The following is a 26536-nucleotide window of genomic DNA, read 5'->3' on the forward strand; positions in this document are numbered from 1 at the left end:
AGGGGCGGTCACGCGCGCTACTGCTCGGCGACCGTGATTCCGAGCTTCCGGCCGGCGAGTCCGCGGCCGCGGGTGGCGAGATGCTCGGCGACCGCGCGGATGGCGACGGATGCCGGATCGGCGGGATCGGTCACGACGATCGGCGCGCCCGCATCCCCGCCCGCGCGCAATGGGATGCTGAGCGGCACGGAGGCGAGCAGCGGCACGGGTTTCTCCTGCCCGGCCGACAGGCGGCGGGCCACCTCGGCGCCGCCGCCCGAGCCGAAGAGGTCGAGCACGGTTCCGTCGGGCTGGGCGAGGCCCGCCATGTTCTCGATCACGCCGACGACCGTCTGCCCGGTCTGGCGGGCGACCACACCGCTGCGCTCGGCCACATCGGCCGCGGCCGGCTGCGGTGTCGTCACCACGAGCACCTCGGCGTTCGGCAGCAGCTGACCGACCGAGATCGCCACATCGCCTGTTCCCGGCGGCAGATCGAGCAGCAGTATGTCCAGGTCGCCGAAGAAGACGTCACCGAGGAACTGTTGGATGGTGCGGTGCAGCATGGGACCGCGCCAGGCCACGGCGGCGGAGGCCGAGTCGACGAACATCCCGATGGAGACGACCTTCACGCCGTAGGCGAGCGGTGGCAGGATCATATCGTCGACCCGGGTCGGACGTGGTGCGGCACCCGACTCATCGACGAGTCCGAGGATGCCGGGGATGGAGAACCCGTGCACATCCGCATCAACGATCCCCACTCGCAGCCCGCGCTCGGCGAGAGCGACCGCGAGGTTCGCCGTCAGGGTGGACTTGCCGACCCCGCCCTTGCCGCTGGTGACCGCATACACCGTGGTCAGGGAGTCGGGGCCGAACTGCTGGGCCCGCGCGGCCCGGCCCCCGCGCAGCTTCTCGGTGAGAGCGGCGCGTTCCTCGCGCGTCATCACGGAGACGGAGACCGAGACCCCGGTGATGCCGGGGACGGCGGCAGCGGCGGTCCGCACATCCCGCTCGATGGTGTCGGCGGCCGGGCAGCCCACGATCGTGAGCTTGACGGCGACCGTGGCGTGACCGGACCCGGACACCGCGACACCGCCCACCATGTTCAACTCGGTGATCGGCTTGCGGATCTCGGGGTCGAGCACCCCGCCCAGGGCTTTCCCGACCTGGTCGACGAGGTCGGCAGCGATGTCAGGCATTGGCCCGCCCGACGCCGTCTTCCTCGTCGCGCTTGTCGAGATCCTCGAGCAGCGAGCGCAGCTCGGCACGGATGAAGTCCTTCGTGGCGATGTCTTTGATGGCCAGGCGCAGTGCCACCACCTCGCGGGCGAGGTACTCGGTGTCGGCGAGGTTGCGTTCGGCCCGCTGCCTGTCCTGCTCGATCTGCACCCGGTCGCGGTCGTCCTGTCGGTTCTGCGCGAGCAGGATGAGCGGGGCCGCGTAGGAGGCCTGCAACGACAGCACGAGCGTGAGCGCGATGAAGCCGAGCGAGATCGAGTCGAAACGCCAGGCGAGCGGCGCGATCGTGTTCCAGCCCATCCAGAAGATCACGAAGATCGTCAGGCCGAGGATGAACCACGGCGTGCCCATCGCCCGGGCGATCCATTCGGTGAACCGGCCGAACCGGTCGCTCTGCTCCATGCCGTCGCCGCGGCGGGGGAGCAGCGTGCGCAGCCCCTTCGGCGAATCCAGGCGGGTGTCCTGCTTACCTCGTGCCACTGGCGTTCCGCCTTCCGCTGGGGATCCGGATACTCCCGGTCTCGTCCGAGACCGCCGTGCGTCTCAGCAGTTCGTCGTCTTCTTCGTCGCGACTTCGCCAGTCGTCGGGCAGCAGGTAGTCGAGGATGTCGTCAATGGTCACCACCCCGACCAGCCGATGGTTGTCGTCGACGACCGGTACAGAGACCAGGTTGTAGCTCGCCAGGATGCGGGAGACCTCGGCAGCGCTCGTGCCGGCCGTGACCGGCTCGAGGCTGGGGTCGAGGAGGGTGCCCAGACGCACATGGGGCGGGTAGCGCAGCATCCGTTGGAAGTGCACGAACCCCAGGTAACGACCGGTGGGGGGCTCGTACGGCGGTAACGTCACACACACGGCCGCGGCGAGGGCGGGAGCCAGCTCGTGGCGGCGGATCAGTGCCAGCCCTTCGGCCACGGTCGCGTCGGCCGAGAGGATGATCGGCTCGGTGGTCATGAGGCCGCCGGCGGTGTCGGGGGCATAGCTCAGGAGCATCCGAACGTCGTCGGCTTCAGCGGGCTGCATCAATTCGAGGAGGTGCTCGCCGCGCTCGTCGGAGAGCTGGGCGATGAGGTCGGCCGCGTCGTCCGGCTCCATCTGGTCGAGCACATCGGCGGCGCGGTCGTCGTCGAGCTGGGCGAGGATCTGCACCTGCTCGCTCTCCGGCATTTCTTCGAGCACATCGGCGAGCCGGTCATCGGGGAGCTCCTCCGCCACCTCGAGCATGCGCTGCTGGGGGAGGTCGAGCAGGGTGTTGGCCAGGTCGGCCGGTTTCAATTCGGAGTACGTCGCGATCAGACGTTCGGCGGACTGGGCTTCACCGCCGTTCTGCTTCTCGCGCACCTCATCCCAGGTGGCGAAGGTGGTGGGCCCTTTGCCGAACGGGGAGGCCCCGGTCTTCGGGCGGCGCACGAACAGCTGGCTGATCGCCCATTCGCCGGTGGGCGAGTCCTCGATCGCGACGTCTTCGATGGTGGCCTCATCGCCGCCCTCTTTGAAGACGACCCGGCGTCCGAGGAGTTCGGCGATCACCCTCACCTCACCGCCGCGTTGCTCGAACCGGCGCACATTGATGAGTCCCGTTGTGATGATCTGGCCGCTGCCGATGCTCGTCACGCGCCCGATCGAGACGAAGACGCGGCGTTTTCCGGGGATCTCCACGATGAGGCCGACGACGCGCGGCGGGTCGCTCTTCCGGTAGACGACGAGAACGTCGCGCACCTTGCCCACCCGGTCACCCGCGGGGTCGAAGACGGTCGACCCGGCGAGCCGGGCGACGAACACTCTCGTGGCACTCACATGTAATAACTTAAGCCCTTGCGGCGGCCACACGGGCTCAGGTGGAAGAATAGCGGGATGAGCACACCGAGCCCGTTGGGCGGGCGCAGTCGAGGTCTCTTCCCGACGCTTCCCCGCGGGGAGGTCGTGGCGACCTATGAAACGTATCCGGAAGCGCAGCAGGCCGTCGACGTGCTTGCCCGCGCCGACTTCCCGGTGAGCCAGGTATCCATCGTCGGCAGCGACCTGAAGAGCGTCGAGCGGGTCACCGGCAAGCTGTCCTGGGGGCGGGTTTCGGTGGCGGGCGCTGCATCCGGGGCCTGGCTCGGGATCTTCTTCGGACTGCTCCTGGTGATCTTCTCGCCGTCGGTCAGCTATGCGTTCGTTCTCGCCGCGGTGCTGATCGGCGCAGGATTCGGGATGCTCTTCGGCGTCGTCTCGTACGCCATCAACCGGCGACGGCGCGACTACACCTCAGTGATGCAGGTCATCGCATCCAGCTATTCGGTGCTCGTCGACCCGGAGCTCGCCAACCGCGCCCGTAACCTCATGCAGGGCGGAGCCCAACAGGCCGCGTCATACGCGCATCCGGCCCAGCCGGCCTCCGCGCCGCACCCGTCGGACCCGCCGCCCGCGCCGCACCCCTCGGACCCGCCGCCGGCCCCGCACCCGTCCGACCCGCCGCCCGCGCGGCCACCGTACGGCGAAACTCGGCCGCCGTCCTCCGACACCCCGCGCTGACCGTGCCCGGGGTCAGCGCAGGCGCTGCACCCAAGCCTCCACGTCGTCCGCCGTGCGCGGGATGGCGATGGAGAGGTTCTCGGCTCCGCCTTCGGTGACGAGGATGTTGTCCTCGATCCGAACACCGATACCGCGGAACCGCTCGGGGACCGTCAGATCGTCGGGCTGGAAGTAGAGGCCGGGCTCGATCGTGAACGTCATACCGGGCTCGAGCACGCCGTCGAGGTAGAGCTCGCGGCGGGCCTGCGCGCAATCATGCACATCGAGCCCGAGGTGGTGGCTCGTACCGTGCACCATGTAGCGGCGGTGGTGCTGATTGTCGGCTTCGAGCGCCTCCTCGGCGGACACCGGCAGCAGACCCCACTCCGCGGTGCGCCGGGCGATGACCCCCATCGCGGTCGCGTGGATCTCGCGGAACCGGATGCCGGGGCGCACGATCGCGAACGCCGCATCCGCCGCCTCGCGGACCGTCTCGTAAACCAGGCGCTGCGTCTCGGTGAACGTTCCGTCGATCGGCAGGGTGCGCGTGATGTCGGCCGTGTAGTAACTGTCGACCTCCACCCCCGCATCGAGCAGGATGACGTCGCCCGGCACGACGGCGCCGTCGTTGCGGGTCCAGTGCAGGATGCACGCGTGCGGGCCGCTCGCGGCGATGGTGTCGTAGCCGACGGCGTTGCCGTCGGCGCGGGCGCGGCCGTTGAAGACGCCTTCGACGAGACGCTCCCCACGGGGGTGCGCGGTGATCCGGGCGAGGTCGCCGATCACGTCGTCGAAGCCCCGGGCGGTGGCGGCGATCGCGGTTCGGAGCTCGCCGATCTCGAAGGCGTCCTTCACGAGCCGCAGCTCCGAGAGGTCGCGCGCCAGCGCGTCATCGGCCGTGTGGTCCTCGCCGTCGGAGCTGTCGGAGCTGTCGGCGCTGTCGGAGCTGTCGGCGGCCAGCACAAGACGGAGTGCGTCGATCTGGTCGGTGAGGGCCGCATCCGCTTCGCGCACCAGCAGCGTGTCGGCGTCGGTCGAATCGATGACGGCGTCGAGCTCGGAGAGATCGCAGGTCGCCAGAGCGAGGTCGCTCGCGACCTGGGTGAGCGAGGGTCGGGGGCCGATCCAGAATTCGCCGATCTCCGGGTTGGCGTAGAACTCGTCGGAGTCGCGCCCGGCGCGCTCGCGGAAGTAGAGCGTGGCGTCATGCCCGATGGCTGTCGGTTCGAGCACCAGCACACTGCCCGGTTCGGAGTCCGAACCCCACCCGGTCAGATGTGCGAACGCCGAGTGGGCGCGGAACGCGAAGTCGGTGTCATTGGAGCGCTGCTTGAGCCGGCCCGCGGGAACGACGAGACGCTTGCCGGGATGCTGCTCCGAGATGCGCGCACGCCGGGCGGCGGCGAAGGCGGCCTGTTCGCGGGCGGCCGGAAGCTCCTCGGCCCGGTCGGCCCAGCCGTTTCCGATGAACTGCCTGAAACCGTCGGAGCCCGGCGTCGTCGACCGATTGGCGGTCGCGCGGGGCTCGGGGGCGGGGGTGGTCTGCTGACTGGTCGACTGCGAAGACATGCCGTCCATTCTTCCACTCCTAGAATGGGAGGATGGCTGATGAGCGGCGGTTCCGTGGTCCCATCGACCTGCACACGCATTCGCGCGTCTCCGACGGCACGGAGTCGCCCGCCGAACTGATGCGCGCCGCGGCCGTCGCCGGCCTGGGCACCGTGGCGCTGACCGATCACGACTCCACCGCGGGGTGGGCGGATGCGGCCTCGGCCGTCGCCGAGACCGGCGTCACCCTCATCCCCGGCATGGAACTGAGCACCCGGGTGGAATTCGCCAGCGTGCACATGCTCGGCTATCTCTTCGACCCCGAGAACCAGGCCCTGACCGCCGAGTCGGAGCGCATCCGGAGCGGGCGCCTGCGCCGGGCGGAAGAGATGGTGCGCCGAATCTCGGAGGACTACGACATCACCTGGGCCGATGTGCTCGCCCAATCGGTCGAAGGCGCGACGGTCGGGCGACCCCACATCGCTGACGCGCTGGTGGCTCGAGGGCTGGCCCCCGACCGTAGCGCCGCGTTCGCCGGGATCCTGCATTGGCGAGGCGGTTACTACCAGCCGCACTACGCCCCGGATCCGTTGACGGGCGTGCGGCTCATCCGCGAGGCCGGCGGCGTTCCGGTGCTCGCGCATCCGGGAACGGGCGGCCGTGGGCGGGTCATCCCGGAGGAGCGGCTCGCACGCCTGGCCGACGCCGGGCTGTTCGGCCTCGAGATCGACCACCGCGAGAACACTCCCGACGGCAAGGAGCGGCTGCACGAGCTGGCGGTGCGCTACGGTCTCGCGATCACCGGGTCGAGCGACTATCACGGCTCCGGCAAACCGAACCGGTTGGGGGAGAACACCACCTCCCCCGAGGTGCTGGAGGCCATCATCGAAGAAGCGACAGGCGCGGCGCCCTTCTTCGCCTCCTGACGATCAGCGCTTACCCTGAACGGGGCGAACGAACGAGGTGAGAGCGTGAGGCGATCGATCTGGACGACCGGCGGTGCGGCGACCCTGCTGGTGACAGCGCTGGTGACGGCCGGCGGGGTCGGGCCGGTCGCAGCAGACACCTCATATCCATCGTGGGGCGACGTGCAGGCGGCGAAAGCCAGTGCGGCCGCGACACAGGCGGAGGTCGACACCCTCAACGGTGTGCTCGTATCGCTGCAGGCCTCATCGAATGCCGCAGCCATGCTCGCCGTGAAGCGTGCGGGGGAGTACGGCAGAGCGGAGGCCAGCCTGCAGGCGGCGACGCTGAAGGCGAGCGGTCTGCAGAGCCAAGCCGCTGAGGCGGCCGTGGAGGCGGCCACTCTGCGCGCGCAAAGCGGCACGCTCGCCGAACAGCTCACTCGCGCCGGCGGGTCGGAGCTCTCGCTCCGGCTCTTCCTCAGCGGTAATGATGCGCACTCCTCCGCAGGCCTGCTCTACCAGCTCGGCGCCGTGACGAAACTGGGCGACCAGGCCAGTACGCTGTTCGCCGCGGCGAACGAGCAGAAGAACCTCGCCGCCTCCCTGAGCGCGCAGGCCGCCGTGGCCGAGAAGGTGCGCGACCAGCTCGCCACTGCGGCCAAGTCGGCCCTCGACGACGCGCAGGCCGCGAAGGCTGCGGCGGATGCGCAGCTCGCCAGCCAGAAGGAGCACGCGACCACCCTGTATGCCCAGCTCGCCTCGCTCAAGAACACCGTGGCCTCGGTCGAGCAGAAATACGCCGAGGGTGTCGCCGCGGCAGCCCAAGCGCAGGCGGCCAACCAGAGCAACGGAGGTGCGGGAGCCGGCTCCGGCTGGGTCTCGGCGCCGACCGGGATCGTCGTCGACCCCGCGGCCGCGCAGGCCTACGCCGCGAGCGTGCTCGGCAACTACGGGTGGGGGCCCGACCAGATGAGCTGCCTCGTGCGACTGTGGAACCAGGAGTCCGGATGGCAGGCCGACGCGGTCAACTCCTCGAGTGATGCATACGGCATCGCCCAGGCCCTGCCACCCCAGAAGATGGAATCCGCCGGCTCGGATTGGCTGACGAACGCGAACACCCAGATCAACTGGGGTCTGGGCTACATCAGCGGCCGTTACGGCTCACCGTGCGGCGCGTGGGCGCACGAAGTCTCCTACAACTGGTACTGATCCGCTGATCCGCTCACGGGGCGCCGGAAGAACGTCGAACGTCGCGCATCCGGCCGCCCACTCGAGCGGACGAAGCAAACCTAGTTCGCGGGGGTCGCGGGTGCGCTGCCCGACGGGCGACGGCGACGACGGCGCGGAGCGCTGTTGCCGTCACGGTGCTCGGAACCGCCACCGTCATGCGTACCGGCGGCCGGAGCGTTCTCGCCCGAAGGGGAGGACTCACCGGCCGGTGCGCCGGCCGGACGACCGCCGCGCGTGCGGCGCCGCTGACGCTGGGAGGCCTCGGAACCCGAGTCGCCCGATCGCTGGGTCGACCCGCCCGCGCCGCCGTCGGACGAGCGGCCGCGCCGACCGCCTTCGGTGGCGCGCTGGCCGCTCTCGCCGCCGGATTTGACCGCCGGCGTGCTCTTCAGACGGCCCTTCGAACCGGCCGGGATGTCCAGGTCGGCGAAGAGGTGGGGGCTCGACGAGTACGTCTCCACCGGCTCGGGCTGCCCCATGTCGAGCGCGCGGTTGATCAGCGCCCACTTGTGCAGGTCGTCCCAGTCGACGAAGGTGACGGCGATCCCGGTCTTGCCGGCGCGGCCGGTGCGGCCGGCGCGGTGCAGGTAGGTGTCGTGGTCGTCCGGCACGGTGTGGTTGATCACGTGGGTGACGTCGTTGACGTCGATGCCACGGGCGGCGACATCCGTCGCGATGAGGATGTCTTTCTTGCCGGCCTTGAACGCGGCCATGGCGCGCTCGCGCTGCTCCTGGTTGAGGTCGCCGTGCACGGCGGCGGCGTTGAAGCCGCGGTCGTTCAGCTCTTCGACGAGCTTGGCGGCGGCGCGCTTGGTGCGGGTGAAGACGACCGTCTTGCCGCGGCCCTCGGCCTGCAGGATGCGCGAGATGACCTCGTCTTTGTCGAGCGAGTGCGCGCGGTAGACGACGTGTTTGATGTTCGCCTGGGTGAGGCCCTCATCCGGGTCGGTGGCGCGGATGTGGATCGGCTTGGTCATGAATCGTCGGGCGAGGGCGACGATCGGGCCGGGCATCGTTGCGGAGAACAGCATGGTGTGGCGGGTCGCCGGAACCTGCTGGAAGATCTTCTCGATGTCGCTGAGGAAGCCGAGGTCGAGCATCTTGTCGGCCTCGTCGAGCACGACCTCCTGCACCTGCTTGAGATCGAGGAGGCGCTGCCCGGCGAGGTCGAGCAGACGACCGGGGGTGCCGACGACGATCTGGGCACCGGCCTTGAGCTGCTCCACCTGACCCTCGTACGCCTTGCCGCCGTAGATGCTGACGACCTTCGTCGCGCGGTTAGCGGTGGCGACCTCGAGGTCTTCCGCCACCTGCACACACAGCTCGCGGGTCGGGACGACGACGAGGACTTTCACGCCGGGCGCCGGGTCGAGCCCGATGCGCTGGATGATCGGGAGGCCGAAGCCGAACGTCTTGCCGGTGCCGGTCTTCGCCTGTCCGATGATGTCCTGGCCGTCAAGGGCGAGCGGGATGGTCTGCGCCTGGATGGGGAACGGCTCGATGATGCCCTTCGCCGCGAGCGCGTCCACCATGTCCTGATCGATATTGAGTTCGGAGAAAGTCACGTATTTTTGCCTGTCGATTGAGTACGGATGCGTCTACGCCCTGTTTCTCATCGCAGGCGTAGGGCCGTCGTTCCATCGCCGACGGCAGCACAAGCCTACTGGACGCCCCCGTTACACTGCTGTACGTGGCATCCTGGTTCTCCCGACGTCGGCCCCCGGTCGATCTCCCCCATCTCAAGCCGCGGGACGCCCCGACAGCGACCACGCGGGTCGATCTGCACGATGTGATGCCCGATCTGCTGCCGTATCTGGGGCAGGCGGCCTACCTGCAACTGGAGGCGTTCCAGACCTTGGCGCGCGTCGTCGGCGAGGTGGACGATCTCGCCGCCAAGGAGAAGATCGCCGCGGCCGCCGGCGCGTCGCTTTCGAAGCATCAGGGTGTCGCCGCCGAGATCCGACGTCGTGGAGACGACCCCGCCGAGGTGATGCGTCGCTTCGCCGACGAGATCGACGGGTTCAGCGCGCTGACCACCGGCGCCGACTGGCAGGAGACCCTGCTCGCCGTGCGGGTCACGAGCGGTCTTCTCGACGACTTCTTCATCCGGCTCGCCGTGGGGCTGCCCGGCGATGTCGGACCGCGCATCGCCCAGCTGCTCGGATCGGACGGCGGACAGGACGGCATCGTCGACGTGCTCCGGGATGCCATCGCCGTCGACGAGCGGTTGGCGTCGCGGCTGGCGCTGTGGGGCAGACGTCTGGTGGGGGACACTCTGCTCGTGGCGCGCTCCGCGCTGCATCTTTCCGGCAACGCCGTCACGGACGATGAGCGCATCGAGCCGATCTTCACCGAGCTGATCGCCGCCCACACGCGCCGGATGGACGCGCTCGGTCTCACCGCCTGAGTCGTCTCAACCGCCAGGGATGCGAAATGCGCCTCATTCGACAGGAATGAGACGCATTCGGCAGCTTTCGTGGCCGGTGGGTCGCGGTGTCAGCGGGCGACGGCGCCTTTGGTGAGAGTGGCGAGGAGTTTGTCGTCGTTGGAAGTGCGCACCCGACCGACGATGAGGTCGATCACGAAGACGATGACGGCCGTGCCGACGAGGGTGATCCACCAGATCCAGCCGCCGTTCCAGGCGAGGCCGGCCCAGGTGAGAGCGACCCAGAGGGCGCTGGACACCATGACACCGACCGCCGGGATCAGCACGGCGCCGTGCGTGTGCCGGTGCGGCAGGAAGTAGCGCGCACCGAGACCGAGCAGGGCGCCGCCGAGCGCGACGAAGAGGAGCTCCATCGGTGCGCCCTAGCCGACGAATCCGATGCGGCGGGACTCGTCGCTGCCGATCTCGATGTAGGCGATGCCCGCCACCGGAACCAGGTAGACCTTCTGCTTGTCGTCCGTCAGCCGAAGGAAGCCGGCACCGCTGGTGAGAGCGGTCTGAGCCTGTTCGGCGATCTCGTCGACGGTCTGAGTCGACTCGAAGCTGAGCTCGCGGGGGGCGTTGACGATTCCGATGCGGATCTCCACGTGTGGTGCCTTTCGAATCTGACCGGCGGATGTGTGTTCAGACTACGACACTCGGATCACGGCGCTGCGCCGCGTTCTCTGTCGGCGGACGCCGGTAGCGTTCATGGCATGACGATCCGAGGTTTCCGGGCCCGCCTTCCGGTGGCGGGCGAACAGGGCGACCTCGAACTCGACCCGTCCCAGCGCGATGTGCTCGACCTGCCGGAGGGCGTCAGCGCCGCGGTGCTCGGCGCCCCGGGCACGGGCAAGACGGCGACTCTCGTGGAAACGCTCGCGGAGCGGGTTCTCGGGCGCGGCTATGCGACGAGCGAGGTGCTCGCGCTCACCGCATCCCGGGCGTCGGCCACCCGCTTGCGCGACCGGCTCGCCGTAAGGGTCGGGGTTCCGACGAACGGGCCGCTCGCGCGCACCGCCACCTCGCTCGCCTTCCAGATCGTGGGGGAGCACGCCCGGTCGACGGACACGGAGCCTCCCCGCCTGCTCACCGGCGGCGAGCAGGACACGATCATCGCCCAGCTACTCGCGGGCAACATCGAAGACGGCTCAGGGCCGGCCTGGCCCGAGCCTCTGGGCGAGGAAGTTCGGATGCTGCGCGGGTTCCGCACCGAGTTGCGCGAATTGATGGCACGTGCGGTCGAGCATCGGGTCACGCCGAAAAGACTCGCCGAGCTGGGGGCTCTGACCGGTCACGCCGAATGGGAGGCCGCCGCTTCGTTCATGCGCGGCTATCGCGATGTGGTCGACTCGTACCGCGGGTCGTCCGTCGACGCGGCCGAACTGGTCGACGCCGCTGTGGCGATCGTGGCACGCGGGGGAGCGCTGGAGCGGTTGCGGCTCCTCCTGGTCGACGATTTGCAGGAGGCCACCGTTGCCACCGTCGCACTGCTGCGGGCATTCGCCGACCGGGGTGTCGCCGTCGTGGCGTTCGGTGATCCCGACGTCGCCTCCACGTCGTTCCGCGGGGCTGATGCGTCGGCTCTCGGGCAGCTGTCGGCCCGGTTGGGTGTTCCGGTGACCCGCTTCGTGCTCACGACGGCGCACCGGCAGACTCCCGCTCTGCGCGATCTGACCGCCCGGATCACCGAGCGCATCGGCACCGCCGCGGCGGGGATGCACCGGGTCGCCCGGCCGGGGCGCGACGAGACCCACGACCGGCCGGTCGTGCGCGTCGAGGCCGCCTCCGCGCCGGCCGAGGCCGCGCGTTTGGCTCGCAAGCTGCGCGAGCGGCATCTGCTCGACGGTGTCCCGTGGAATGAGATGGTGGTCGTCGTGCGCTCGGGGGCGCACGTTCCGGCGCTCGCCCGGTCGCTCTCGGTCGCCGAGGTGCCGACGAAGACCAGCGTTGGCGGGCGAGCTCTGCGCGAGGACTACGCGGCGCGCCGCCTGGTCAACCTCATCGGTGTCGAGCTCGGCGCCGTGCCGTTGACGGCACTCGAGGCCACCGATCTGCTCACGGGACCTTTCGGCGGTCTCGACGGTGTGAGCCTGCGCCGGCTGCGCCTGGCGCTGCGTCAGGAGGAGCTGGCCGGTGGCGGCAACCGACCAGCGGACGAACTGCTCGTCGAAGCCCTGGCCGAGCCGGGGCGACTGGCGACGATCGACTCGTCGCCGGCCAGGCGGGCCGCCCGCTTGGCCGAGACGCTGCGCGCCGGGCGCGACAAGGCCGCCGCGGGCGCGACCGTCGAAGAGCTGCTCTGGCACGCGTGGGAGCGCAGCGGGCTTGCCAAGCGCTGGCTGGAACAGTCCGAGCGCAGCGGCATCGTCGCCGACGAGGCGAACCGCCACCTCGACGGCATCGTCGCCCTCTTCACCTCGGCGCGCCGCTTCGTCGAGCGCTCACCCGAGCGGCCGGCCGGTGACTTCGTCGAAGAGGTTCTGAGGTCCGAGGTGCCGGAGGACACGCTCGCCGCGCAGACCGCGACCGAGGCGGTGCTCGTCTGCACGCCGAGCGCCACCATCGGCGCGGAGTACGAGGTCGTCGCGGTCGCGGGCCTGCAGGAGAGCGTCTGGCCGAACCTCCGCCTGCGCGGGTCGCTGCTGCACCCTCAGAAGCTCGGCGAGGTGCTGGCGGGCACCGCATCCGAGACCGCCGACGAGCGGGCGCAGGTGATGGGCGACGAACTGCGGATGTTCGCTCTCGCGGTCTCGCGGGCACGCGGACAGGTCATCCTCACCGCCACCGCCAACGATGACGAGCAGCCCTCTCCGTTCCTTCGTCTGGCCGGCGATCTCGCGGTCAACGACACCGACGACGCCGTGCACCCCCTCTCGTTGCGCGGCCTCGTCGGACGGCTGCGACGTCGGCTCGTGAACACGGGCTCGCCGGATGCGGCCGAGGCGCTTGCCCGTCTCGCCGCGGCCGACGTCGAGGGCGCCGATCCGGTGTCGTGGTACGGGCTGATCGAGCCCTCCACGCAGGAACCGCTCGTCGACCTGATCGATCCCGAGGCGACCGTGCGGGTGTCGCCGTCACGGTTGGAGACGTTCGAGAAGTCCCCGCTGGCCTGGTTCGTGGACGCGATGGCCGCCTCGCCGAGCGGACTGGCGGCCGGCATCGGAACCGTCGTGCACGCGGTGATGGAGCAGGTCAGCACCGAGCCCGACGGGGATCTCAGCATCGACCACATCTGGCGCGGCGTGGAGGAGCGCTGGGGAGAACTACAGTTCGAGTCGCCGTGGCTGGAGGAGAAGGAGCGGCGGCGAACCCGGCGACTGGCCGAGGGGCTCTCCGACTATCTGAACGACTTCGATCGCGCGGGCGGCGTGCTGCTCGGCTCGGAAGGCGGCTTCGAGCTCCGGGTGGGGCAGGCCCTCGTCAGCGGCAAGATCGACCGCATCGAACGAACCCCGGAGGGAACCGTCGTGATCGTCGATCTGAAGACCGGCAGAAGTTATCCGAGCGGGGCGAAGGTGGCCGAGCACGCGCAATTGAACGCCTATCAGCTGGCCCTCGCGCATGGTGCGATCGAGGAGGCTGCCGATCCGTCCCTCGTGGCCGGCGGCGCCAAGCTGCTCTTCGTCGGCACCGGGGTGCGCGGCAGAACGTATCGGGAGGCCGTGCAGCCGCCGCTCGACGAAGACGGGTTCGAGGGGCTGCGCGAGCGGGTGGGGCGGGCGGCCGCAGGAATGGCGTCGAACACTTTTCTCGGGGTGCTGGAGCTGGGCGAGCACGATCCGCATGCGCGCTACGAGTACCGCATCCACGTCATTCCGGCGGTGAGCGCATGACCGAGGAGAACCTGGAGGGTGTGCTCGAGTGGGGTGTCGACGAGCTGACACTCGACCTCTCCGCGAGCACCGTTGACGACGACCTCACGCCGAAGCGGGGGCGGCTGAGCGCGATGGTGATCGCACAGACTTTGGGGCTGCCGAGCCCGACCGTGCAGCAGCAGGCGGTCATCGAGGCGCCCTTGGCGCCGGCCATCGTGGTGGCCGGCGCGGGGAGCGGCAAGACCGAGACGATGGCCAACCGCGTGGTCTGGTTGCTGGCGAACGGGCACGTCGGCGTCTCCGAGATCCTCGGTCTGACGTTCACCCGCAAGGCCGCGGGCGAACTGGCACTGCGTATCCGCAAACGCATCGAGCAGCTCGTCGCCTCCGGTCTCACCGACATCGAGTTCGACCCGTTCGACGCGCCGACCGTCGCCACGTACAACGCCTTCGCCAACGCGATCTTCCGCGAGAACGCGATGCTGATCGGGCGCGAGCCGGAGTCGGCCGTGCTCAGCGAGGCGTCGGCCTGGCAGCTCGGCCGTCGTCTCGTCGTGGCCAGCACCGACGACCGCCTCGTCGAGCTGGAGAAGAGCGTCGACGTGCTGACGAGCGCCGTCATCTCGCTGAGCCGGTCGCTGAGCGAGAACGTCGTCGTGGCGGCCGATGTCGAGCGGATGACCGAGCGGTTCTCCGCCCTCGGCGAGCTGCCGACCGGCAGCGGCCGTGTCAAAGACCTGTACGCCTCGGTGCGGTCGGCGATCGCCGTGGTCGGCTCCCTTCCGCCGCTCCTCGATCTCGCCGAGAGGTTCGCGGCAGAGAAGGTGCGACGGGGCTTCGTCGAGTACTCCGACCAGGTCGCCCTGGCATTGACGGTGAGCGAGCGGTTGCCCTCGGTGGTGGCCGACTATCGGGAGCGTTACCGCGTCATCCTCCTCGACGAATACCAGGACACGTCGGTCGTCCAGACCCGCCTCCTGTCGACGCTGTTCGGCGGTCAGGCCGTGATGGCCGTCGGCGACCCGCACCAGTCCATCTACGGCTGGCGCGGGGCCAGTGCTGCCAATCTCGGTCGCTTCTCTCTCGATTTCGCCGGCGCGCGTGGGGCTGCGGCCGAGTACGCGCTGTCGACGAGCTGGCGCAACCCGACGCGCGTGCTCGACGCGGCGAACGTGCTCGTGGCGCCGCTCTCGGCCGGGTCACCGGTTCCGGTCGAGCGCCTGGGCGCACGGCCGGGTGTGGAAGAGGGCGAGCTGCACACCCGGTTCGAACAGACCGTCGCCGAGGAGGCCGGTGCCGTGGCCGACTGGCTCGGGGAGAGGCTGCGCCGACGCGATGAGCACGGCAGACCGCCGAGTGCGGCCCTGCTCTGCCGCTCGCTGAAGAAGATCGATCCGTTCACCTCGGCGCTGGCCGAGCGCGGCATCCCCTACCACGTGCTCGGTCTCGGCGGACTGCTGGAGCAGCCGGTGATCGCAGACCTGGTGAGCGCGATGCGCGTCATGCACGATCCGACGGCGGGCTCGGAGCTGATCCGGGTTCTCGCCGGTGCGCGCTGGCGGGTCGGACCGAAGGACATCGCCGCGCTGCGCGGCGTTGCCTCCTGGCTCGCGGCGCGCGACCACCGCTTCCAGGAGCTCGAACCGGCGGTGCGCGAGCGGTTGCGGCAGTCGGTGGCGGGCGAGGAGTCCGCCTCCCTCGTCGACGCGCTCGACTTCGTGGTGGAGGCGCCGGAATCCCACCGTCAGCTCGCCGGGTTCAGCGAGGCCGGCCTCGAACGGATGCGCGCGGCCGGTCGTCAGCTCGACTACCTGCGCTCCCGGGTGGGCCTCGACCTGCTCGATCTCGTGACGCTGGTGCAGCAGGAGTTGCTGCTCGACATCGAGGTGGCGGCGAACGAGACAGCGCAGCTCGGCCAGGCGAGTCTCGACGCGTTCGCCGAGCAGGTCTCCTCGTATCTCGCGAGTGACGACCAGGCGACGCTCGGATCTTTTCTCTCCTGGCTGGCAGAGGCGGAGCGTCGTGACAACCTCGCGCCGCGCAGCGAGGAGCCGGAACCCGGAACAGTGCAGATCCTCACCATCCACGGCTCGAAGGGGCTGGAGTGGGATGTGGTGGCGGTGCCCCGTATGGTCGACGGCGAATTGCCGGGCGGGCCTCGCAGCAAGAAGGGCTGGCTGGAGTTCGGCGCTCTCCCTTACGAATTCCGGGGTGACGCGACCGAGCTCCCGCTGCTGGCCTGGCGTACGGCCGAGGCGCAGAAGGATGTGGATGAGGCGGTCAAGGCGTTCGAAGACGAGATCGTCGAGCGCCACGCCGCCGAGCAGCGCCGGCTCGTGTATGTGGCCGTGACCCGCGCCCGGGCCAGTCTGCTCCTGAGCGGGTCGTATTGGTCGACGCAGACCCGTCCCCGTGGTCCCGGCGCGTATCTGCTCGAACTCCAGGCAGCAGGCCAGCTGCCGGCCGACGCCTTCCCGCCGTGCGACGACCCTGAGGAGAACCCGTTCGCCGCCGATGCGCAGACCGTCTCCTGGCCCCTCGATCCGCTCGGCACCCGTCGGAGCCGGGTGCTGGCCGCCGCGGATGCCGTTCGCTCGGCGCTCGACAGCCGTGCCGGAAAGGGGGGCGTCTACTCCCACGACATCGATCTGCTGCTGGCCGAGCGGGCGCGCCGCGCCGACGCGGTCGAGCTCGTCGAATTGCCCACGCGCATCCCGGCTTCCCGGTTCAAGGACTACGTGACCGATCCGGGCGCGGTGGCGGCGGCACTGCGGCGCCCCATGCCGGAGCGTCCGTACCGGCAGACGAGGCTCGGCACCCTCTTCCACGGCTGGGTCGAGCAGCGTTTTGGCACCGTCGGCGGCGGATCGGATGTGATCGACGCCGCCGCGATGGAACTCGACGACCCGGCAGGCGAGGCGCTCGAGACCGAGGAGCTCGCCGCTCTGCAGCGCACCTTCGCCGCGAGCGCCTGGGCGGATCGCCGGCCGAATGAGGTCGAGATCGAGATCCAGATGACCCTGGCCGGTCAGGTCGTGGTGTGCAAGCTCGACGCGGTGTATCCGGCCGATGACGGGGTGCACACGCATCAGATCGTCGACTGGAAGACCGGCAAGGCGCCGAAGGATGCCGACGACCTGGAACGCAAGCAGTTGCAGCTCGCCCTCTACCGGCTGGCGTTCGCACATTACGCCGGCATCGATCCGCAATCGATCGACGCCGTGTTCTATTTCGTCGCCGACGACAGGGTGGTGCGACCCGAGCGGCTCTACTCCGAAGAGGAGCTGCGGTCGCTCTGGTCGTCGATGACAGGCTTCATGCCGCCGGCGTGACCGTAGCTTTGCGCGTTCTTGTCGCCGGGTGTGCGATCGAGCATCGCCTCGACGTCGCCGATCGCCATGATCGGCCCGGTGGCGTTGGCGAGGGGTGTGGCCGAGTTGGTGTGCACCCGGTCGACGAGACCGTCGAGCATCTCGACGGCGTCGTCGACGATCGACTGGTCGCGAGCCTCGCGGCCATGCAGCAGCCAGCGCGCCACCTCGAGTTCGGCGTAGAGCATCGCGCGCTGCGTGAACTGGCGGTCGGTGGCCACCTGACGCGTCGCAGCATAGGCGCCGAGAGCGCCTTCGGCCGCATCCGGATTCATCGCGAGGATCCAATGCAGATCGCGGGCGGGGTCGCCCACACGCAGGGCTGACCAGCCGAGCACGGCCGTTACGGTCTCATCTTCGACAAGGAGGGAGTCGGCGGTGAGCGCGCCGTTGATGACGGTCGGCTGGAATTGCCAGAGGCTCGCGTCAGCGGATGCATCCCGCCAGCGGTCGCGCAATGCGCTCGGGAGCAGGCCGGTGGAGGCGGCCGACTCGATGAGCGCGGTCGTCGAGGTGTGGCACTCCACCGCGCTGAGCGACGGCAGGCCGGCCTCTCCGACAAAATTGGTCGGCAGCGTGTGGATCGCGGCGATGGCGTGTCCGATCGACCCGGCGAGCCCGTCGCCCGGAGGCACCTCTTCGGCCTCGATGTGGTGACCGGCCAGCAGATCGTAGACGACGGCCCGGGTTCCGCCGATGGGGGTCTGACCGAGATAAGTCGGAACGTCGAATGGGAGTCGGCTGCGGATGCCGGTGGTGAGTGCCCGCAACGCCACCAGGTCGGCGCTCTGTTCAGTCTCCGCCGTCTGGGACGTGGGGACGCGGATGATGTAGGTCTGTCCGTCGCGCGCGCTCAGCAGCGCAGAGTCGAACTCGGCCGCCCCGCCCAGACTGTAGCTGCGGGCGCCGGAGACCTCGAGCTCGGCGACGGCCGAAGTGGCCAGCGCGGCTAGAGTGAGATGGGATCTGGCCATGACCCCTAGGTTAAATGGACTTCCCCCGCGCGGGCCGTTCGCCACGCCTTGAAAGGACCCCTATGTCGTCGTTCCCGCTCACTTCGCTGCCGCTTTCGCGCCACGAGGTCGACCGCGACCATGTCTCGCGGTCGCGTCCGGCACTGTTCGACGAGCTGTGGGAGGAGCCGACCACGCGAGTGCTCGCCCTCTGGAAGGGGCTCGCCCTTCTGACGCCGGCGAGCGTCGAGGCGGCCGCGCCCGCGGCAGACGGTTGGGGCGCTTCGGCACCGGGAACGGCCGAGCTGGATCTGCTGCCTGTCGAGCGGGTGTCGGCGGCGCTGGTGCGGGTCTACCTCGGCCGCACGCTCGTCGCCACGAAGACGGAGCCGGCAGGCATGGCGGTCGTGCTCGAAGTGCTGACCGACGCCGCCGCGTCCGAGCTCGAACCCGACCCGGGGCGGTGGGGGAATCTGCGAGCGGTGGCCACGGCGCTGAGCGACCGTGACGCCGGGCTGTTCACCGAGGCACTGGCGATCGCGAACTGGCATGCGTCGAACACGAATTGCCCGCGGTGCGGCACCCCGACCGTCGTCGAACAGGCCGGATGGGTTCGCCGGTGCTTCGAAGACGGCTCGGAGGTGTTCCCGCGCACCGATCCGGCCGTGATCGTGAGCGTGCTCGACGACGACGATCGGCTGCTGCTGGGCTCGAACGCCATGTGGGAGCAGTCGCGTTTCTCGCTTTTGGCCGGCTTCGTCGAACCCGGGGAGTCGTTCGAGTCGGCCGTCGAGCGCGAGATCTTCGAAGAGGCCGGCGTCCGCGTCGTCGACGCCGAGTACAAGGGCTCACAGCCGTGGCCGTTCCCGGCGTCGGTGATGGTCGGGTTCTCCGCTCGGCTTGCCGCCGACCAGGCGCCGGATGCGCTCACCCCCGACGGCGAGGAGATCCTCGACCTCCGGTGGTTCAGCCGGGCCGAGATCTGGGCCGCACGGGAGCAGGTGATCCTGCCCGGTCGTTCCTCGATCGCGCGCGCGCTCATCGAAGACTGGTACGGCGGCCCGCTCGACGAGCCGCCGGTGGTGCCGTGACCCCGGAGAACCTCTTGGCGGGTCTGGATGCGCAGCAGCGGGTGGCCGCGGAGGCGCTGCTCGGCCCGGTGTGCATCCTCGCCGGTGCGGGCACCGGCAAGACCCGGGCGATCACCCACCGGATCGCCTATGGGGTCGCGAGCGGCGCATACGCCCCGAATCGCGTGATGGCTCTCACCTTCACCAACCGTGCCGCTGCCGAACTGCGCGGGCGGTTGCGTCAGCTGGGCGCCGGCGGTGTCGCCGCTCGCACGTTCCACTCCGCCGCGCTGGCCCAGCTGAACTTCTTCTGGCCGCAGGTGGTGGGTGGGCAGCTGCCGAGCGTGCTCGACGGCAAGGGGCGCATCCTCGGGCACGCCGCAGAACGGCTGGGCCTCAAAGTCGACACGGCGACCCTGCGAGACGTCGCCGCCGAGGTGGAGTGGCGGAAGGTCTCCGGGCTCAGCGTGGATCAATATGCGGGCGCCGTCACCTTGCGAACCGTCCCGGGGAATCTGACGGCCGAGCAGCTCGTGCTCCTTCAGCAGACGTACGAAGATCTCAAGGACGAGCGCAAACAGTTCGATTTCGAGGATGTGCTGCTCGCCTGTGCCGGCATGATCGAGATCGAACCGGCCGTCGCCTTGCAGGTGCGAGAGCAGTACCGCTTCTTCGTGGTGGACGAGTATCAGGACGTCTCGCCGCTGCAGCAGCAGTTGCTCGACCTGTGGCTCGGCGGCCGCCGCGACCTGTGCGTCGTCGGTGACGCCAGCCAGACCATCTACTCGTTCGCGGGTGCGCGCAGCGAGTTCCTCCTCGACTTCGAGCGGACGCATCCCGGCGCCACCGTCGTGCGGCTGGAGCAGAACTACCGGTCGACGGCGGACGTCGTGGATGCGGCGAACCGGCTCATGCGCGGTCGGCAGGGCGCGCTGACGCTGCACGCGTCGACCGCTGACGCTTCTCCGGTCTCGGATGTGCCCGAGCCGGTCGCCTATCCGGACGATCGGGCTGAGGCGCGCGGTGTCGCTCAGTTGATCGCGGCCGAGCTCGCAGGCGGCGCGAAACCGGAAGACATCGCGATCCTGTATCGGGTGAACGTGCAGGCCGCGATGATCGAGCAAGCGCTCGGCGATCTCGGCATCAGCTATCAGGTCCGCGGCTCCAAGCGGTTCTTCGACCTGCCCGAGGTGCGTCAGGCGATCATGTCGTTACGCGCCGCAAGCGTGTCGATCGCCGACGAACCGTTGTTCAAGTCGGTCAGCGACGTTCTGCGTTCGCTGGGGTGGAGCCAGGACCCGCCGGAGACGCGCGGCGCCGTGCGGGACCGTTGGGAGTCGCTCAACGCGATCATGGGTCTCGTCGACCTCGCGCCGGTCGGGACGACCTTCCGTCGGTTCACCGACGAGCTGCTGGTGCGTCAGGCGGGCCAGCACGAGCCGACGCTCTCGGCCGTGACCCTGGCGACGCTGCACTCGGCGAAGGGCCTTGAATGGACGTCGGTCTACCTGGTCGGGCTCAACGAAGGCCTGGTTCCGATCAGCTATGCCAAGACGTTCGAGCAGATCGACGAGGAGCGTCGTCTGCTGTACGTCGGCATCACGCGGGCGCGCCGCCGGCTTCGGCTGAGCTGGTCGCAGCTGGGGAATCAGGCCGGCCGCTCGGTGCCGCGTCAGCCTTCCCGGTTCCTGGCAGAGCTCGGCACCCGCACCCCGCGTGCGGCCGGTGTGTCTGCTCCGTGACCGCACCGTCCGCATAGTCCACGAGCAGGCTGCGGTCGCGCAGCGCCGACGACCCGGTGCGCAGGCGGGTGAGCACCGTCCGGGCGGCGATCACCGCGGCCGACGCACTCACGATGCTGGTCTCGGCGCCCGAGTCGCGCACGGCGAGCTGGGTGGCCATCGCCGTCCAGTGCGGGTTCTGCTCGGCGCGCCGGCGGTCGAGGCAGCCGAGGCAGGGGCCGTCGCCCGGTTCGACCAACGGCCCGATCCGCGCGCGGCGATCGCCGAAGACCACTGCGAGGTGGGGGACGTCCCGCCGGAGCAGCCGGCGGTGGCGTTCGGGTTCGATCGCGAAGGAGGCGACGATGATCGCCGCTCGCACCGGTGGGTCGACGGACTTCTTCTGGGTGGCCGAAGTGACGACCTCGATCTCGCTCTCGCGCAGCACCTGCGCCAGTCGGGTGGCGGTCGGCCCGCGACCGTCGAGCAGCACGCTCGGCGTCGGCGGATGCGGCTCGGACCGCGCGAGGACGCACCTCAACCGCCGCAGCAGCCCGTCGGCCTCCTGTGAGTGGCCGCCGGCCTGTCGCGCCACCATGCGAAGTCCCGAGAGGGTCACCCCGGTGTCGAGTGCGACGAGCATCCTCTCCTCCGCGTTGCTCAGCCCGACCAGGGTGAGCAGCGGCTGGTCGACACCGAATTGAAGGATGTGCGGGGTGCGCCAGACGCGGTGGATGCGAGGGTCGAGTGCGTAGGTCATCCCGGCATCATGCCGCAGACGGCCCGGACCCCGCAGAAGTTATCCACAGGGTCGTGCGGGCGGCGTGCTCACTCTTCCGTCGGTCGCTCCGTGTCGCCGCGAAGCAGGTCTTCCAGGGCCTGGTCCACCTCGTCGAGTTCAGGCTGCTCGCCGTTCGCCGCCGCCAGAAGTCGCGCGACCAGTGCCGAGGGATCGTCCAGGTCGGTCGACTGGGGGAGCAGATCGGGATGCGACCACAGCGCGTCGCGTGCGTCGGCCCCCACCGCGTCGGTGACGGCCTGCCACAGGGCGGCCGCGTCGCGCAGCCGACGGGGTCGCAACTCCAGACCGACCAGAGTGGCGAATGCCGACTCGGCTGGACCACCGGAGGCACGCCGCCGGCGCACGGTCTCGGCAATCGCGTCGGCCTTCGGAAGGAGCCGTGTCGCGTTCGCCGTGACCACGTCGACCCAGCCTTCGACCAGCGCCAGCATCGTCTCGAGGCGGGCGAGCGCCTCCAGCTGCTCCTCGGTCTTGGGCGGGATGAGCGCACCGCTCACCATCGCCTCGCGCAACTCTTCGGGGTTCGAAGGGTCGAATCCCTCGGCGAGCTCTTCGAGTCGATCGGTGTCGATGGTGATGCCCTTGGCGAACGCCGTGATCTGGGTGAGCAGCTGCAGGCGCAGCCACTTGGCGTGCCGGAACAGTCGTGCGTGCGCCAGCTCGCGCACGGCGAGATAGAGCTGCACCTGGTCGGCGGAGATGTCGAGCCCGTCGCCGAACTCGGCGACGTTCTGCGGGATGAGGGCGGCGGTGCCGTCGGCCATCAGCGGGATGCCGATGTCGCCGCCGGAGACGACCTCTTTGGCCAGCTGGCCGACGACCTGGCCGAGCTGCATTGCGAAGAGGGCGCCACCGATGGAGCGCATCACCTGGCCGGCGTTGGCGATCATCCCCTGCATCTCTTCAGGCGCCTGTTCGGTGAGGACACGGGTGAGCGCATCCGAAATGCTGAGGGCGACGGGCTCGGCCAGCTGCGACCACAGGGGCATCGTCTGACGGGCCCACTCGGCCCGGCCGATCAGAAGGGGCGGGCTCGTCAGCTCGGCGACCGACGTGACTTCATCCAGCCACAGCGCGGCGACATTGAAGGCCTGATCGAGTGTGGCGCGTTCGGCCGGGGTCACCGCGTGTGCGTCTTTCGCGGCAAGATCGCGGGCCTGCTGCAGGGCGAGATCCCAGTTGATGCCGCCGTCGGTGCTGCGGATGGCATTCTGCAGCTGACCGATCAGCTGCTGGATGCTCGCGGGATCGTTGGGGAGTCCGGCGGCGCCGGCCAGCTGGCTCGGGTCGATGGACGAGTTCCCGGAGAGGAATTCGCGAAGCAGCCGAGCGAATTCGTCGTCCGGTTCCTGGTCGAAGGGTTCCAGGTTGGGGTCGTCGGCCATCGTGTGCCTCTTTCGTGTGTGCCGCTGTCAGGCTTGGAATCTACGCTAGCCGTCATCCAGGTGAGCCGGGTGGGAATTGGCCTAGGCTCAGTGGTCGGAATGTGCGCCCGTGGCGAACAAGCGAAAGGTATCTGCGTGAGTCTCTTCAGCGACGACGACCCCCGTCCTCCGATGGGGCTGGAGCCGCAGCGCATCGCGCCGCCCCGGCGTGTGATCGTCGGGTGGTCCCTGATCGCCGTGGCGTTCGTGGTGGTGCTGGTGCTCGCGCTGGTTCCTGCGCCGTTCGTGATCGAGCAGCCGGGACCGGTCTTCAACACTCTCGGAAACGATCAGCCGGTCGGCTCGAAGTCGAGCGGCGATGCGAAACCTCTCATCACGATCCCCGGCAAGACCACTTACCCCACGGCCGGCTCGCTCGATCTGCTCACCGTCTCGGTCGTCGGCGACCCGGATCAGCGGCCGAACTGGCTCGAAATCGCGCTGGCGTGGTTCCAGCCGAGCAAGGCCGTTCTGCCGGTCGACGTCGTCTTCCCGCCCGGCACGACGACCGAGCAGTCCAACGCCGAGAACGCCGCATTGATGGTCGATTCGCAGCAGGATGCGGTCGCCGCGGCCCTCAACAAGCTCGGCTATGAGTTCCCCGAGGCCGTCGCCGTGAAGCAGATCGTCAAAGGCACCGGTGCCGCCGCCGTGCTGAAGGTCGGTGACGAGATCACGAGTGTCAACGGAATGCCGGTGCCCGGGATCTCCACCCTGCGCAGCCTGGTGGAGAAGAACGGAACGGACAAGGCGGCGGAGATCGGCATCGTGCGCGGCGGAGCCGCCTCGACCGTCTCGCTCACACCGGTGAAGGCCGCGGGGCAGACGGTCCTCGGCATCGGCGCCGGAATGGATTACACCTTCCCGTTCGACGTGAAGATCCAGCTGGACAACGTCGGGGGACCGAGCGCCGGACAGATGTTCGCGCTGGGCATCATGGACAAGCTCACACCGGGCGAGCTCAACGGCGGCAAACGGGTGGCGGGCACCGGCACGATCGACAACGAGGGGAACGTCGGTGCGATCGGTGGCATCCGTCAGAAGATGTTCGGGGCGCAGGCGGCCGGGGCGAAGTACTTCCTGGCTCCGGCGTCGAATTGCAACGAGGTGACCGGGCACATCCCGGGCGGGCTCAAGGTCTTCGCGGTCAAAACACTCGACGACTCGCTCAAGGTGCTGCAGGCAGTGAGTTCCGGTTCCAGCACCTCCGGTCTGCCGGTGTGCCCGGCCTCATAGCACCTTCATAGGCTCGCCGTCGGCCAGGACGGTCGGTGTTCTCCAAGCGAACGCGCGCATAGGATGGAAACCTGACCTTGTCACGCGACAGCAATGAGGGCCATTACGTGAGTGCAACAGCCGCAGTTCGACCGCCCGGGCGCCGGAGGGCGGCCATCTGGATCACCCTGGGTGTGATCGTTGCGCTGGTGATCCTATTCTTCGTCTTTGCGGGACTCTACGCCGACGTTCTCTGGTATCAGCAGCTCGGGTTCCTCAACGTGCTCACCACGCAGTGGCTCGCCGCAGGGGTGATGTTCTTCATCGGCTTCCTCGCCATGGCGCTGCCCCTGTGGCTGGTCATCCAGCTCGCATACCGGCTGCGTCCGGTCTACGCCAAGCTGAACACGCAGCTCGACCGCTACCAGCAGGTGATCGAGCCGCTTCGGCGTCTGGCGATGTACGGCATCCCGATCGTCTTCGGCATCTTCGCCGGCGTCTCCGCCGGCAGCCGCTGGCAGACCACCCTGATGTGGATCGACGGAACCCCGTACGGCAAGACCGATCCGCAGTTCCACCTCGACATCGGCTTCTACATGTTCGCGCTGCCGTTCTACCGCAGCGCCGTCGGATTCGCCTCCGCGGTCGTGATCATCGCCCTGCTCGCCACGCTGGCCACCTGCTACCTGTACGGTTCCATCCGGGTCAGCGGCCGCGAGGTCCGCATCTCCAAGTCGGCGCGGGTGCAGATCTCGGTGATCGCCGGCATCTACCTGCTGCTGCAGGGGGTGAGCATCTGGCTCGACCGGTACGCCACGGTGACCGACTCCAATGTCAACGGGATGATCAACGGCGCCGCGTACACCGACGTCTACGCAACGATCCCCGGTCGTGCGATCCTCGCCGGCGTCGCCGTGTTCGTCGCCCTCCTCTTCATCGCCACGGCGTTCACCGGCCGGTGGCGGTTCCCGATCGTCGGCACAGCCCTCCTCATCGTCGCGGCCCTCGTCGTGGGCGCGATCTATCCGTGGATCGTCCAGCGGTTCCAGGTGGAGCCCAGCCAGAAGACGCTCGAGACGCCGTACGTGCAGCGCGGCATCGACGCGACGCGGGCCGCATACGGGCTGAGCGACATCGACGTCATCCCGTTCAACGCCAAGACGACGGCGGAACAGGGCGCGCTGCGCAAAGACGCTCAGACCACCGCGCAGATCCGGATCATGGACCCGGCGGTCGTGAGCCCGTCGTTCCGCCAGCTGGAGCAGTTCAAGCAGTATTACGCGTTCCCGAACAACCTGGCCGTCGACCGCTACAACATCGACGGAAAAGACCAGGATGCTGTCGTCGCGGTGCGCGAACTGCAGCAGTCCGGTTTGGGCAGCGCCCGCAACTGGTACAACGACACAGTCGTGTACACCCACGGTTACGGCGTCGTCGCGGCGTACGGCAACCAGCGTTCGAGCGACGGCCAGCCCGTGTTCCTCGAATCCGGCATCCCGAGCACCGGCTCGCTCGGCACCTACGAACCGCGCATCTACTTCGGTCAGCAGTCGCCGGCCTACTCGATCGTGGGCGGCCCGAAGAGCGGCAAGCCCGTCGAGCTCGACTACCCGGGCGGCGCGGGCGACGCGCAGCAGACGTACACGACGTTCGACGGCAACGGCGGACCGAAGCTCGACAACATCTTCAAGCGGCTCGTCTATGCGCTGAAGTTCCAGGACGAGCAGATCGTGCTCTCCGACGCCGTGAACAACGACTCGCAGATCCTCTACGACCGCGATCCCGTGAAGCGCGTGCAGAAGGTCGCGCCGTACCTCACACTCGACTCCCAGGCCTACCGACGGTCGTGGACGGGCGCTTGAAATGGGTCGTCGACGGTTACACGACGAGCGACCAGTACCCGTACTCGCACGTCGGCAGCCTCAGCGACGCGATCGCCGACACCGAGACGCCGAAGCCGGCATTACGCCTTCGATGACATCAACTACATCCGGAACTCGGTGAAGGCCACGGTCGATGCCTACGACGGCTCGGTCACGCTCTACGCCTGGGACGATAAAGACCCGGTGCTGAAGACCTGGCGAGAAGATCTTCCCGAGCACGGTGAAGCCGATGAGCGATATTGAGCGCCCAGCTGATGAGCCACGTGCGCTACCGGCCGATATGTTCAAAGTGCAGCGTTCCGTCCTCGGCCAGTACCACGTCACCGACGCCGGGTCGTTCTATTCGCGCGACGATCTGCCTGACGACACCGAACGACCCGACCTCCGACGCGGGGAGCGCTGCTCCCCAGCAGCCTCCGTACTATCTGACGCTGCAGATGCCGGGCAGAAGCAACCCGA

20 protein-coding genes and 2 pseudogenes are annotated in these 26536 nt (G+C 69.1%); 12 read left to right on the forward strand and 10 right to left on the reverse strand.

Going from position 1 to position 26536, the window contains the following annotated elements; all coding sequences use genetic code 11:
* Window positions 1–17: 17 nt before the first annotated feature.
* Genes K5L49_RS19470 through K5L49_RS19480 form a run of 3 tightly spaced genes read right to left on the reverse strand, consistent with a single transcriptional unit; the run spans window position 18 to window position 3013 of the window.
* Window positions 18–1178 (reverse strand): Mrp/NBP35 family ATP-binding protein, encoded by a 1161-nt coding sequence (locus K5L49_RS19470; protein WP_223695185.1) that lies wholly within the window; start codon window positions 1176–1178, stop codon window positions 18–20.
* On the reverse strand, window positions 1171–1698 hold the full coding sequence (locus tag K5L49_RS19475) for a DUF1003 domain-containing protein (RefSeq protein ID WP_223695186.1): 528 nt from the start codon (window positions 1696–1698) through the stop codon (window positions 1171–1173). The genes K5L49_RS19470 and K5L49_RS19475 overlap by 8 nt, the downstream gene beginning before the upstream one ends.
* On the reverse strand, window positions 1685–3013 hold the full coding sequence (locus K5L49_RS19480; protein ID WP_223695187.1) for a magnesium transporter MgtE N-terminal domain-containing protein: 1329 nt from the start codon (window positions 3011–3013) through the stop codon (window positions 1685–1687). Before K5L49_RS19480 ends, K5L49_RS19475 begins: the two co-directional genes overlap by 14 nt.
* A gap of 57 nt (window positions 3014–3070) precedes the next feature.
* Between K5L49_RS19480 and K5L49_RS19485 the strand changes: the two genes are divergently transcribed.
* Window positions 3071–3733, forward strand: a complete 663-nt coding sequence (locus tag K5L49_RS19485) for a general stress protein (protein ID WP_223695188.1) — start codon at window positions 3071–3073, stop codon at window positions 3731–3733.
* A gap of 12 nt (window positions 3734–3745) precedes the next feature.
* On the opposite strand, the gene K5L49_RS19490 is transcribed toward K5L49_RS19485, so the two are convergent.
* Window positions 3746–5281 (reverse strand): aminopeptidase P family protein, encoded by a 1536-nt coding sequence (locus K5L49_RS19490; protein ID WP_223695189.1) that lies wholly within the window; start codon window positions 5279–5281, stop codon window positions 3746–3748.
* Window positions 5282–5313: 32 nt separating this feature from the next.
* Here K5L49_RS19490 and K5L49_RS19495 point away from each other — a divergent pair, with 32 nt between their 5' ends.
* A complete protein-coding gene (locus tag K5L49_RS19495) occupies window positions 5314–6186 on the forward strand; it encodes a PHP domain-containing protein (protein WP_223695190.1) in 873 nt (290 codons plus the stop codon).
* 45 nt (window positions 6187–6231) lie between these two features.
* On the forward strand, window positions 6232–7374 hold the full coding sequence (locus tag K5L49_RS19500; RefSeq protein WP_223695191.1) for a hypothetical protein: 1143 nt from the start codon (window positions 6232–6234) through the stop codon (window positions 7372–7374).
* Between the two features lie 80 nt (window positions 7375–7454).
* On the opposite strand, the gene K5L49_RS19505 is transcribed toward K5L49_RS19500, so the two are convergent.
* Window positions 7455–8960, reverse strand: a complete 1506-nt coding sequence (locus tag K5L49_RS19505; protein WP_223695192.1) for a DEAD/DEAH box helicase — start codon at window positions 8958–8960, stop codon at window positions 7455–7457.
* Between the two features lie 125 nt (window positions 8961–9085).
* On the opposite strand from K5L49_RS19505, the gene K5L49_RS19510 reads away from it, so the two are divergent.
* Window positions 9086–9802 (forward strand): ferritin-like fold-containing protein, encoded by a 717-nt coding sequence (locus tag K5L49_RS19510; RefSeq protein ID WP_223695193.1) that lies wholly within the window; start codon window positions 9086–9088, stop codon window positions 9800–9802.
* An 89-nt stretch (window positions 9803–9891) separates the two neighbouring features.
* Here the strand turns inward: K5L49_RS19510 and K5L49_RS19515 are convergent, their stop codons facing one another.
* On the reverse strand, window positions 9892–10194 hold the full coding sequence (locus tag K5L49_RS19515; protein ID WP_223695194.1) for a hypothetical protein: 303 nt from the start codon (window positions 10192–10194) through the stop codon (window positions 9892–9894).
* 9 nt (window positions 10195–10203) lie between these two features.
* A complete protein-coding gene (locus K5L49_RS19520) occupies window positions 10204–10428 on the reverse strand; it encodes a DUF3107 domain-containing protein (protein WP_223695195.1) in 225 nt (74 codons plus the stop codon).
* 108 nt (window positions 10429–10536) lie between these two features.
* Between K5L49_RS19520 and K5L49_RS19525 the strand changes: the two genes are divergently transcribed.
* Window positions 10537–13656 carry an ATP-dependent helicase gene (locus tag K5L49_RS19525; protein WP_223695196.1) on the forward strand — a complete coding sequence of 1040 codons (3120 nt, stop codon included), beginning with the start codon at window positions 10537–10539 and terminating at the stop codon, window positions 13654–13656.
* A gap of 113 nt (window positions 13657–13769) precedes the next feature.
* The gene (locus K5L49_RS19530; RefSeq protein ID WP_445158949.1) at window positions 13770–16970 is read left to right on the forward strand and encodes a UvrD-helicase domain-containing protein; all 3201 of its coding nucleotides are present in this window, start codon (window positions 13770–13772) and stop codon (window positions 16968–16970) included.
* Here the strand turns inward: K5L49_RS19530 and K5L49_RS19535 are convergent.
* Complete coding sequence (locus K5L49_RS19535) at window positions 16907–17983, reverse strand: phosphotransferase (protein WP_223695198.1); 1077 nt, start codon at window positions 17981–17983, stop codon at window positions 16907–16909. The genes K5L49_RS19530 and K5L49_RS19535 overlap by 64 nt on opposite strands.
* Before the next feature lie 62 nt (window positions 17984–18045).
* On the opposite strand from K5L49_RS19535, the gene nudC reads away from it, so the two are divergent.
* Window positions 18046–19053 (forward strand): NAD(+) diphosphatase, encoded by a 1008-nt coding sequence (nudC, locus tag K5L49_RS19540; RefSeq protein WP_223695199.1) that lies wholly within the window; start codon window positions 18046–18048, stop codon window positions 19051–19053.
* Window positions 19011–20774: an ATP-dependent helicase gene (locus K5L49_RS19545; RefSeq protein ID WP_263299539.1), complete on the forward strand. Its 1764-nt coding sequence runs from the start codon at window positions 19011–19013 to the stop codon at window positions 20772–20774. Before nudC ends, K5L49_RS19545 begins: the two co-directional genes overlap by 43 nt.
* Here K5L49_RS19545 and K5L49_RS19550 read toward each other — a convergent pair.
* Together K5L49_RS19550 and K5L49_RS19555 are read right to left on the reverse strand one after the other, a co-directional pair.
* Window positions 20749–21513, reverse strand: a pseudogene (locus K5L49_RS19550) (TOMM precursor leader peptide-binding protein); the annotation flags it as partial. The gene K5L49_RS19545 and the pseudogene K5L49_RS19550 overlap by 26 nt on opposite strands.
* 68 nt (window positions 21514–21581) lie before the next feature.
* Complete coding sequence (locus tag K5L49_RS19555) at window positions 21582–22940, reverse strand: zinc-dependent metalloprotease (protein WP_223695201.1); 1359 nt, start codon at window positions 22938–22940, stop codon at window positions 21582–21584.
* Between the two features lie 135 nt (window positions 22941–23075).
* On the opposite strand from K5L49_RS19555, the gene K5L49_RS19560 reads away from it, so the two are divergent.
* From K5L49_RS19560 to K5L49_RS20750, 4 genes and pseudogenes are all read left to right on the forward strand, one after another.
* Entirely contained in the window at window positions 23076–24215 is a 1140-nt protein-coding gene (locus K5L49_RS19560) for a YlbL family protein (protein WP_223695202.1), read from the forward strand.
* 188 nt (window positions 24216–24403) lie between these two features.
* Window positions 24404–26049, forward strand: a pseudogene (locus tag K5L49_RS19565) (UPF0182 family protein); the annotation flags it as partial.
* Window positions 26050–26194: 145 nt separating this feature from the next.
* Window positions 26195–26320: a UPF0182 family protein gene (locus K5L49_RS20745; RefSeq protein ID WP_374107698.1), complete on the forward strand. Its 126-nt coding sequence runs from the start codon at window positions 26195–26197 to the stop codon at window positions 26318–26320.
* On the forward strand, window positions 26307–26536 hold a 230-nt coding region (locus K5L49_RS20750; protein ID WP_374107699.1), incomplete at its 3' end, for a UPF0182 family protein. The genes K5L49_RS20745 and K5L49_RS20750, both read left to right, overlap by 14 nt.

Source organism: Leifsonia poae (assembly GCF_020009625.1).
Lineage (GTDB): Bacteria > Actinomycetota > Actinomycetes > Actinomycetales > Microbacteriaceae > Leifsonia > Leifsonia poae_A.